Annotated in this window: 9 protein-coding genes; 1 reads left to right on the top strand and 8 read right to left on the bottom strand. The window is 65.0% G+C overall.

From position 1 onward, the window contains the following. Positions 1-307: 307 nt before the first annotated feature. Genes AVHM3334_RS17845 through AVHM3334_RS17835 form a run of 3 tightly spaced genes read right to left on the bottom strand, consistent with a single transcriptional unit; the run spans position 308 to position 3469 of the window. The gene (locus AVHM3334_RS17845) at positions 308-1636 is read right to left on the bottom strand and encodes a sugar transferase (protein WP_284414519.1); all 1329 of its coding nucleotides are present in this window, start codon (positions 1634-1636) and stop codon (positions 308-310) included. Beyond that, positions 1633-2760, bottom strand: a complete 1128-nt coding sequence (locus tag AVHM3334_RS17840; protein ID WP_284414517.1) for a glycosyltransferase family 4 protein — start codon at positions 2758-2760, stop codon at positions 1633-1635. The genes AVHM3334_RS17845 and AVHM3334_RS17840 overlap by 4 nt, the downstream gene beginning before the upstream one ends. Positions 2761-2800: 40 nt before the next feature. Further along, positions 2801-3469: an LON peptidase substrate-binding domain-containing protein gene (locus AVHM3334_RS17835; RefSeq protein WP_284414516.1), complete on the bottom strand. Its 669-nt coding sequence runs from the start codon at positions 3467-3469 to the stop codon at positions 2801-2803. Positions 3470-3553: 84 nt separating this feature from the next. Between AVHM3334_RS17835 and AVHM3334_RS17830 the strand changes: the two genes are divergently transcribed. Beyond that, positions 3554-4102, top strand: a complete 549-nt coding sequence (locus AVHM3334_RS17830) for a YggT family protein (RefSeq protein WP_284414515.1) — start codon at positions 3554-3556, stop codon at positions 4100-4102. 88 nt (positions 4103-4190) lie between these two features. Here the strand turns inward: AVHM3334_RS17830 and accD are convergent, their stop codons facing one another. From accD to truA, 5 genes are all read right to left on the bottom strand, one after another. Continuing rightward, a complete protein-coding gene (gene accD, locus AVHM3334_RS17825; protein ID WP_092744092.1) occupies positions 4191-5063 on the bottom strand; it encodes an acetyl-CoA carboxylase, carboxyltransferase subunit beta in 873 nt (290 codons plus the stop codon). 62 nt (positions 5064-5125) lie between these two features. After that, entirely contained in the window at positions 5126-5947 is an 822-nt protein-coding gene (gene trpA, locus AVHM3334_RS17820; RefSeq protein ID WP_284414514.1) for a tryptophan synthase subunit alpha, read from the bottom strand. Further along, a complete protein-coding gene (trpB, locus tag AVHM3334_RS17815; protein ID WP_284414512.1) occupies positions 5944-7212 on the bottom strand; it encodes a tryptophan synthase subunit beta in 1269 nt (422 codons plus the stop codon). The genes trpA and trpB overlap by 4 nt, the downstream gene beginning before the upstream one ends. Next, positions 7212-7967, bottom strand: coding sequence for a phosphoribosylanthranilate isomerase (locus AVHM3334_RS17810; RefSeq protein WP_284414510.1), 756 nt, complete (start codon positions 7965-7967; stop codon positions 7212-7214). The genes trpB and AVHM3334_RS17810 overlap by 1 nt, the downstream gene beginning before the upstream one ends. Beyond that, positions 7964-8800: a tRNA pseudouridine(38-40) synthase TruA gene (gene truA / locus AVHM3334_RS17805; protein WP_284414508.1), complete on the bottom strand. Its 837-nt coding sequence runs from the start codon at positions 8798-8800 to the stop codon at positions 7964-7966. The genes AVHM3334_RS17810 and truA overlap by 4 nt, the downstream gene beginning before the upstream one ends. Positions 8801-8818 lie beyond the last annotated feature (18 nt).

The following is an 8818-nucleotide window of genomic DNA, read 5'->3' as shown; positions in this document are numbered from 1 at the left end:
TTCTGCTGCACCAGGCTGGCCAACGTCACACGGTCTTCAGGCTGAAGTTGCTGGTAGTGTCTCGGGGAGCTTTGCATCTGCGGACCTTACAGGGTTGCAGGTGTTGCACTTCACTTTTGAATCCGCCAGGTTTAACAAGGCTGACCAATGTCGCCCATCGCACCACACGCTCAATCTGTGTCAGAAATGAACACTTGGTCGCCAAGTTCAAGCCCCTAGCGTTTTGCTTCATTTCATCGACTGTTTGCACTCCAGTGCCGTTCAGCACAGCGAGGCGCTATATGGGCCTTTCGTGGCTGTGGGATATTTAACGAGATCCGAATCCGCCCGCCACGATGCGTAGCGTCTTGTAGGCAATCAGCAAATCCAGCGCCACCGAATAGTGCGCCACGTAGTAGAGGTCATAGCTGAGCTTGATGGCCGTCTGTTCTTCGCTGTCGGCGTAGCCTTGCTGCACCTGTGCCCAGCCCGTCAGGCCGGGCCGCACGAGATGGCGATAGGGGTACGCGGGAATGCGGTCGGCGAACAAGCGCACGAACTCTGCCTGCTCCGGTCGCGGGCCGATCAGGCTCATGTCGCCTTTCAACACGTTCCATAACTGCGGCAGTTCGTCCAGGCGTGTGCGGCGGATCACGCGGCCCACGGAGGTCACCCGATCGTCGTTGGGCTGCGCAAAGCGCGCGGTGCGTTCATCGCCGGCATGGCGCATGCTGCGCAATTTCCAGATCCGGAATTCACGGCCATTGCGTCCGATGCGGACCTGTGAAAAAAGCATCGGTCCCGGTGAACCCAGCTTCACCGCCAGGCCCGCTGCCAGGCACAGCGGGAGCCAGAGGGGCAACCCCACCAATGTGAGGACCAAGTCGGCCAGGCGCTTGACGGTGTCGTAGGCCGGATTGCCGTCCAGGGTCCAGAGGTCTTGTGTCTGGTGGTTGGGCAGTATCTTGCGGCCGCTCAGCAGTTCGGCCACCGCTTCGACGCTGTAGAGCCTTACATGCTGCAGGCGCAGCGTGCTGATCCAGCGCTCGCGCACGGCGCTGGATGGGGCATGGCGGTCCAGGACGACACCGGCCCACGATGGCGCGGTGTGGGGCTCGTCCGCCGCATCCGCTTCGTTATCGCCATGGGGTGCCCAGGGCAAGAGCGCGACGTGCCCCTGGCTGGCCTGCGCGGCATCGCCGAGCAACTCGTTCAGGCGCTGGGGCACGGTATCGTCGAGATACGCCAACGACAGCACCTGTTGCCCGCGGTCACGCCAGTGGCCCACCAGGAACCATGCGGAGGAAAGCACATAGACCAGCAGCACTGCGCCGCGTGAGTAAGGCTGCTGCAGCAACGCAAAGCCCAGGGGGGCGGCGAGGTACGGCGCGGCCGTGGCCACAAAGAGAAAGCGGCGCCCCTCGAACTGCGGCAGGTAGGCTCCGTTGTAGAGCCAGTGGGCGGCCATGGCGTACGGCAAGATGCACCAGAGCACCGTCTGCGGGAACTGGTAGGTGACCCAGCCATGGTGTTCCAGGGCCAGTCCCGCCAGATAGCTGACCACGAGCACTAGAATGCCGCCCAGCGCCCAGCGCAGGACGGCACCCTGGCGGTGCGCCGTGGAAGAGCCGAGTTCGCGGCGCGGGATGCTGTTCATGAAATCTTCGGGGTGCGTGGGATCGCCGTGGCGTAGGCAGCCCGCACGGCCCTGCCCATGCGTTCTGCCGTGAAGTGCTGTTCGTAGCGCAGCCGTGCCGCAACGCCCATGCAGGCGCGCAGCGCCGGTGACTCTATCAGTTGCCGCAGCGCCGTTGACAGGGCCGTGGCGTTCGGTGCGACAAGGATTGCATGCTCTGCATCCGGCAGCAGTTCACGAATGCCGGGCAGATCGCTGGCCACGATGGCCATGCCCGCTCGCATCGCCTCGATGAGTGAGATCGGCAATCCTTCGTGATCGGACGCCAGCACGAAGATGGCGTGGTGCGCGAGCCGGGCGGGAATGCCATCCACATCGCCCGGAAAGCTGGCGGCTTGAAGGCCCAGTCGTGCCGCCAGTTCGCGGTGCGCCAAAAGATCGGGGCCGCCGCCGAAAAACGTTGCCGGTATTTCATGCCCCAGGGCCGCTCGGAGCTGAGACAGGGCGTGCAGCAGCAAGTCAGGGCGTTTGGGCGGCGCCATGCGGGCGACCATGGCGATCGTTGGCAGTGTCTCGGCCGCCGCGGTCCGGGTCTTGCCTGGGAGAGGAACGTCTTCAATGCCGTTATGAATCACGGTCACCCGGTCAGAAGGCAAAGGCAGCCTTCGGGCCAGCTGGCGTTCGTACTCTGAGACGCAGACCATGCGGCGGGTCAGCGGCGCGAGCACCCACTCGACGGCAAAGGCAGCGGCACGGCGTTTCCAGGGGGAGCCAGCTTTGAACGCGAAGCCATGGACGGTGTAGACCACGGGCGTGCCGGTCAGCATGCCGGCAAGGCGCGCGACCACGCCCGCCATCGCGCTGTGGGCGTGCAGCAGATCCGGCGAGTGCCGGCGCACCAGGGCCACCAACAGGCGCAGGGCACGCGCCATCTGCAATGGATTCCAGGAATTGCCCAGGGCCGGGAGGCGATGCACCGGCAGGCGCAAGGCGCGCAGTGACTGCGCCAGCGGTGGCTGTTCCTCCGTTCCACCGATGGCGGCATGGATGTCCACACCTTTGCACGCCAGTTCCCGGCAAAGGGTCAGCACGTGGCTCTGCGCCCCGCCGATTTCGCCCTTGGTGATGACCTGCAGGACTTTCACGGCGCCTTGTGGCCGTGCAGCGCTGCAGCGGGGCGGGCCGTCACGGTGCGATGCCCGTGCGTTCAAGCACGTCGCCCACCAGTTCCAGGCGCAGCAGCGGGCTGTCGATCTGCATCAACTGCTGTTTCAGGTCGAGCGGAACGGGCAGCAGTTCACACCAGCGGTTGGCCACCCAGCCGCAGTCGTCCAGTTGCGATGCGGTCGGGGTCACGACGATCGAAGCGTCTTCCGGGCTGCGGTCGCGCAGGCGTGCCAGCACCTGCTCCAGCGCTGTGGCCGTGTTGCGCAGGTCGTCCGGCACGGAGACCGGCACGTCCGAAGGCATCTGCTCGATGTCCGCGATCCACAGCCCATGCGGCAGCAGATGCCGGCGAACGATTCGAAAGCGCGCCGATCCTTCAGCGCGCAAGACGATCAGGCCTGGGTGCGACGTATCGATCTCGGAGATATGGGCCAGCGTTCCCGCGTCGTGGAACTGCTCCGGCGCTGCCCCTGCCTGCCGCACCTCCTGGCCGCTGGTGAGGGCGACGACGCCGAAAGGCGCGCCTGCCTGTTGGCACTTGCGCACCATGTCCAGGTAGCGCACCTCGAAGACGCGAAGGGACAGCACGCCGCCCGGAAACAGCACGGTTCCCAGCGGGAACAGCGGCAGGGATGTCAGCGTGAGCGGAGGCAATGACGGCTCGGAGGGTGGGGGCACGAAGGTCATGGGCAGGCTTGGTGGCCCGCTATCATCCCACGGCGGAACGCTTGCGCACCATCGCGCCACAGGTTCCCTACATCACGAGGTTTCATGCTTTACCAGATCGCTTCTTTTCTGCTGGACGTGGTGGGCGGCCTGCTGACCGGGGCCTGCCTGCTGCGGCTTTACATGCAACTGCAGCGTGTGCCTTTCGGCAATCCCATCGGCCGCCTGGTGTTCGCGCTCAGCGACTGGCTGGTGATGCCCTTGCGAAAAATCGTGCCTGCGACCGGCCGCTGGGACTGGTCCAGCATGCTGGCGGCCCTGTTGATCCAGGTGCTGCAATACCTCTTGCTGTGGCTGCTGCTGGGCGGCGGCCTGGGTCTGGCGCTGGTGCCCTGGCTGGCGATCTTCGGGCTCGTTCGGGTGGCGATCTCGGGACTGATGGGGCTTTTGATCGTGTACGCCGTGCTCTCCTGGGTGCAGACGCGCTCACCCCTGGCGGATGTGATCACGCGGCTGTGCGAGCCTTTGTTGCGGCCGTTGCGCCGCGTGGTGCCGCTGCTCGGCGGTGTGGACCTGTCGCCCCTGGTGGCGCTGGTGGCGCTGCAGGTGTGCCTGATCGTGCTGGGCAACCTGCAGGGAGCTGTGCTGCGATAAAACGCACTTCTTAATGAAAATAGCTGCCAGCGCTTATTTAGTAAGCGCTGGCAGCTATTGTTTTTATGGCAATTGAAAAATCGGGCGTTCAGGCGACCGAGTCTGCCGGCAAGCGCTGCAGCATCGCCAGGCTTTTGGCCACCGTGCCGCGCAGTTCGCGGCGGTCGCAGATGAAATCGACCGCGCCCTTGGTTTGCAGGAATTCGGCGCGCTGGAAGCCTTCCGGCAGCGTCACGCGCACGGTCGATTCGATCACGCGCGGGCCCGCGAAGCCGATCAGCGCCTTGGGTTCGGCGATCACGATGTCGCCCACGAAGGCAAATCCGGCCGATACACCACCCATGGTCGGGTCGGTCAGCACGCTGATATAGGGCAGGCCTTTCTTGGCCAGGCGGGTGAGGGCCGCGTTGGTCTTGGCCATCTGCATCAGGGACAGCAGGCCTTCCTGCATGCGCGCACCGCCCGTGGCAGTGAAGCAGATGAACGGCACCTTCTGCTCGATGGCGGTTTCCACGCCGCGCACGAAGCGCTCGCCCACCACGCTGCCCATGCTGCCGCCCATGAAGTCGAACTCGAAGCAGGCCACCACGACGTTGATGCTGCGCACCGAGCCGCCCATGACGATGAGCGCATCGGTCTCGCCCGTGTTTTCCAGCGCTTCCTTCAGGCGGTCGGGGTACTTGCGGCTGTCCTTGAACTTCAGCGCATCGACCGGCAGCACTTCCTGGCCGATCTCATAGCGGCCTTCGGCGTCGAGAAACGCGTTCAGCCGCGGGCGGGCGTTGATGCGGTGGTGGTGGCTGCAGTGCGGGCAGACGTTCTGGTTTTGCTCCAGATCGGTCTTGTAGAGCACCGTCTCGCAGCTCGGGCACTTGATCCAGAGACCTTCCGGCACCTGGCGGCGCTCGGTCGGGTCGGTCTGCTGGATTTTGGAGGGCAGAAGTTTTTCGAGCCAGGACATATCGGTTTCCTCTTCGCTTGAAGTCTCAGCCTCGCGCCACGGACCGGCGCGCGGGGCTGCAATTATGCGTCCAGTGCCTTGCGCACTCCGCGCAGGAAGTCGATGGTGACAGGCACCACCTTCTCGTGCGGCTGATCTTCCAGCAACTGGATGATGCGGCTGCCGATGACCACGGCATCGGCCACGCGGCCGATGGCCTGGGCCGTGGCCGCATCCCGGATGCCGAAGCCCACGCCCACGGGGATGTGCACATGGCGGCGGATCACGGGCAGCATGGTTTCGACGGCCGAAGTGTCGAGGGCCCCCGATCCGGTCACGCCCTTGAGCGATACGTAGTACACGTAGCCGCTCGCCACCCGCGCCACTTGCCGCATGCGCTCTTCGGTGCTGGTGGGGGCCAGCAGAAAGATCAGGTCCATGCCGCGCTCACGCAGGCTGGCCGCGAACGCCTCGCACTCCTCGGGCGGGTAGTCGACGATGAGCACTCCGTCCACGCCGGCCTCGGCCGCATCGCGCACGAAGGCGCCCGTACCGTGGATCTGGTCGTAGCGCTCCACCGGATTGGCGTAGCCCATCAGCACGACGGGGGTCTTGTCGTTGCGCTGGCGGAAGTCGCGCACATGGCCCAGTACCTGAACCATGCCCACGCCCAGCGACAGTGCCTTTTCGCCCGCTTTCTGGATCACCGGACCATCGGCCATGGGATCGGAAAAGGGCACGCCCAGCTCGATCACGTCGGCCCCGGCTTCGACCATGCCGTGCATGAGGGCCGGTGTGATGTCCGCAAACGGGAATCCGGCCGTCACGTAGGGGATGAGCGCCTTGCGACCCTTCGACTGCAGTTCTGCGAAGGTCTGGGCAATGCGGTTGCGCGGCGAACTCATGCTGCGGGCCCTCCCTTGACGCCATGGCCTCGCATGGACGGCCGGTCGTACACATCGGCGCCGGAGAGGTCGGCAACGGTGCCGATGTCCTTGTCGCCCCGGCCCGAGAGGTTCACGAGGATGGATTGGTCGGCCGGCATGGTCTTGGCCAATTGCATGGCGTAGGCCACGGCGTGGCTCGATTCGAGCGCCGGAATGATGCCTTCCGTGCGGCACAGGTAATGGAAGGCCGCGAGCGCTTCGGCATCCGTGACGCCCACATACTCGGCGCGGCCTATTTCCTGCAGCCAGGCGTGCTCCGGCCCGACCCCGGGGTAGTCCAGGCCTGCGCTGATGCTGTGCGTTTCGGTGATCTGCCCGTTCTCGTCCTGCAGAATGAACGTGCGGTTGCCATGCAGAACACCCGAGCTGCCGCGCTGCAGCGATGCCGAATGCTTGCCGCTGTCCAGCCCCTCGCCAGCGGCTTCCACGCCGATCAGCCGGGTCTTCTCGTAGGGGATGTAGGGATGGAAGATGCCCATGGCATTGCTGCCGCCACCCACGCAGGCGACCACGGCATCCGGCTGCCGGGCTTCGGCGCTGCGCTCGGCCAGCAGTTCCGGCATCTGCGTCAGGCATTCGGTTCCGATCACGCTCTGGAAGTCCCGCACCATCATCGGGTAGGGGTGGGGGCCCGCCACGGTTCCGATGATGTAGAACGTGTCGTCCACATGGGCGACCCAGTCGCGCATGGCTTCATTGAGCGCATCCTTCAAGGTCTTGCTGCCCGAATCGACCGCCACCACCGTCGCGCCCAGCAGCTTCATGCGGTACACATTGGGACTTTGGCGCTTGATGTCTTCCGACCCCATGTACACCACGCATTCCAGGCCGTAGCGCGCGCAGATGGTGGCTGTCGCCACGCCATGCTGGCCCGCGCCCGTCTCCGCGATGATGCGCGGCTTGCCCATGCGCCGGGCGAGCATCGCCTGGCCGATCACGTTGTTGATCTTGTGGGCGCCGGTGTGGTTGAGGTCTTCGCGCTTGAGATAGATCTGCGCGCCGCCCATTTCGCGGCTCATGCGCGCTGCGTGATAGACGGGGGAAGGACGGCCCACGAAATGCTTCAGTTCCGAGTGGAATTCAGCCAGGAACTCCGGATCGTTCTGGTAGCGGGCATAGGCCTCGCGCAGTTCGGTCAGGGCATGGGTGAGCGTTTCGCTCGCGAAGCTGCCGCCATAGGGGCCGAAATGACCGGCGGCGTCGGGTTGCTGATAAGAAAGCATCAATGAATCTTTGCAAATGGCACATCGGCCGCCTGCACGGCGGCGATGAAGCGTTGGATCTTGCCGGCGTCTTTGATGCCCCGCAGCGGTTTGCCGTCGGGGCCATCGGCTTCTACGCCGGAACTGACGTCAACCGCGAGCGAAAGGCCGCGCGGCCGCACCTGCAAGATGCCATCGGTCACGTTTGCAGGCGTGAGTCCACCAGACAAAACGAGGTGAGAGCCGACGCTTGGAGGAAGAAGTGACCAATTGAATGCCTTGCCGCCACCGCCATAACCTTCGACATGGGCGTCGAGCAGGATGGCTTGGGCGCGGGAGTGGGTTGCGGCGAATTGTACGAGGTCGAACCTGTCCGCACCGTCGCCGAGGGGAATGCGCGCAGCCCGAAGAAACGGCCGTGCACCGCTTGCGGTCGCGGCCCAGCAGGTTTCTGGGGACTCATCCCCATGAAACTGCACGGTAGCCGCCGGAATGTCTGCGCAAGATGCTATCACTTCTGTAGCAGATGCATTCACGAACAGGAGCACTGGCGTCACGAAAGGCGGCAATCTGCGCGCAAGAACGGCGGCGCGCTGCGGCGTGATGCCACGCGGGCTCGCGGCATAGAGCACAAAACCCACCGCGTCGGCCCCGGCTTCGACGGCGGCATCCACATCCTGCTCGCGGGTCAGGCCGCAGATTTTGACGCGCGTACGCCGTGGCGGTACGGGGGGCGCAAGAAGGTGCGAAGACGGAGGGCTGGCGCTGCTGCTCATGGAAGCCAATCATACGCAGCGGTGCGCTCGGGCAATCCCCATGCGGCGTCGTAGAGCGGCCCCAGAAAGTACAGCCCTTCGGGCGAAAACGTCGGTGCCGCTGCGTCGCGTGAACGGGCCTGCAGTACCTGCTGCATCCATTCGGTGGGCTGCGCGCCTTGGCCGATCGCGACCAGGCAGCCCATGATGTTCCGGATCATGTGGTGCAGGAACGCATTGCCCTCGAACTCGAAGCGCCAGTAGCAGGGCTGCCAGTCGTTTGGAGGCGGGTTGGCTGGCACAGCGGCAGCACCTTCCGGCCCGCGCCGGGTGATGGTGATGTGCCGCAAGGTCTTCACCGGCGACTTGGCCTGGCAGGCAGAGGCTCGGAACGACGTGAAGTCGTGCTCCCCCTGCAGGTACGCTGCGGCCTCTCGCATGGCATCGCCGTCCAGCGGATGGAAGACCCAGCCGACGCGCGCGCTGTCCACGCTGGGCCGTACGGGCGATTGCAGCAGCACATAGGCGTAGCGGCGGGACGTGGCGCAAAAACGCGCGTGGAACGCATCCGGAACCGGGTGCGCCCATTGCACAGCGATATCGGAGGGCAAAAAGGTGTTGGTGCCACGCACCCAGGAAAACGGCGTGCGGTCCAGGGGCGTATCGAAATGGACCACCTGCATGAGCCCATGGACTCCGGCATCGGTGCGGCCCGCACAGATGGTGGACACGGGTTGCGTGGCAAAGCGGCCGAGGGCCGCTTCCAGGTGGTCTTGGATCGTTCTGCCGGAAGACTGGCTTTGCCAGCCGTTGTAGCCCTGCCCGTTGTAGCTGACGCCGAGCGCCATCCTCATGGATGGCATCCCGGTGCG

Source organism: Acidovorax sp. SUPP3334, from assembly GCF_030159055.1.
GTDB lineage: Bacteria > Pseudomonadota > Gammaproteobacteria > Burkholderiales > Burkholderiaceae_C > Paracidovorax.
Note: the sequence above shows the minus strand (reverse complement) of the source record. Positions and strands in the feature narration are given on the sequence as shown.

What these genes read in the sequence shown, in the direction of transcription:
- trpA (WP_284414514.1), bottom strand. Translation starts at nt 5,947, where the DNA reads ATGAGTTCGCCGCGCAACCGCATTGCCCAGACCTTCGCAGAACTGCAG.
- AVHM3334_RS17830 (WP_284414515.1), top strand. Translation starts at nt 3,554, where the DNA reads ATGCTTTACCAGATCGCTTCTTTTCTGCTGGACGTGGTGGGCGGCCTG.
- AVHM3334_RS17810 (WP_284414510.1), bottom strand. Translation starts at nt 7,967, where the DNA reads ATGAGCAGCAGCGCCAGCCCTCCGTCTTCGCACCTTCTTGCGCCCCCC.
- accD (WP_092744092.1), bottom strand. Translation starts at nt 5,063, where the DNA reads ATGTCCTGGCTCGAAAAACTTCTGCCCTCCAAAATCCAGCAGACCGAC.
- AVHM3334_RS17845 (WP_284414519.1), bottom strand. Translation starts at nt 1,636, where the DNA reads ATGAACAGCATCCCGCGCCGCGAACTCGGCTCTTCCACGGCGCACCGC.
- AVHM3334_RS17835 (WP_284414516.1), bottom strand. Translation starts at nt 3,469, where the DNA reads ATGACCTTCGTGCCCCCACCCTCCGAGCCGTCATTGCCTCCGCTCACG.
- truA (WP_284414508.1), bottom strand. Translation starts at nt 8,800, where the DNA reads ATGAGGATGGCGCTCGGCGTCAGCTACAACGGGCAGGGCTACAACGGC.
- trpB (WP_284414512.1), bottom strand. Translation starts at nt 7,212, where the DNA reads ATGCTTTCTTATCAGCAACCCGACGCCGCCGGTCATTTCGGCCCCTAT.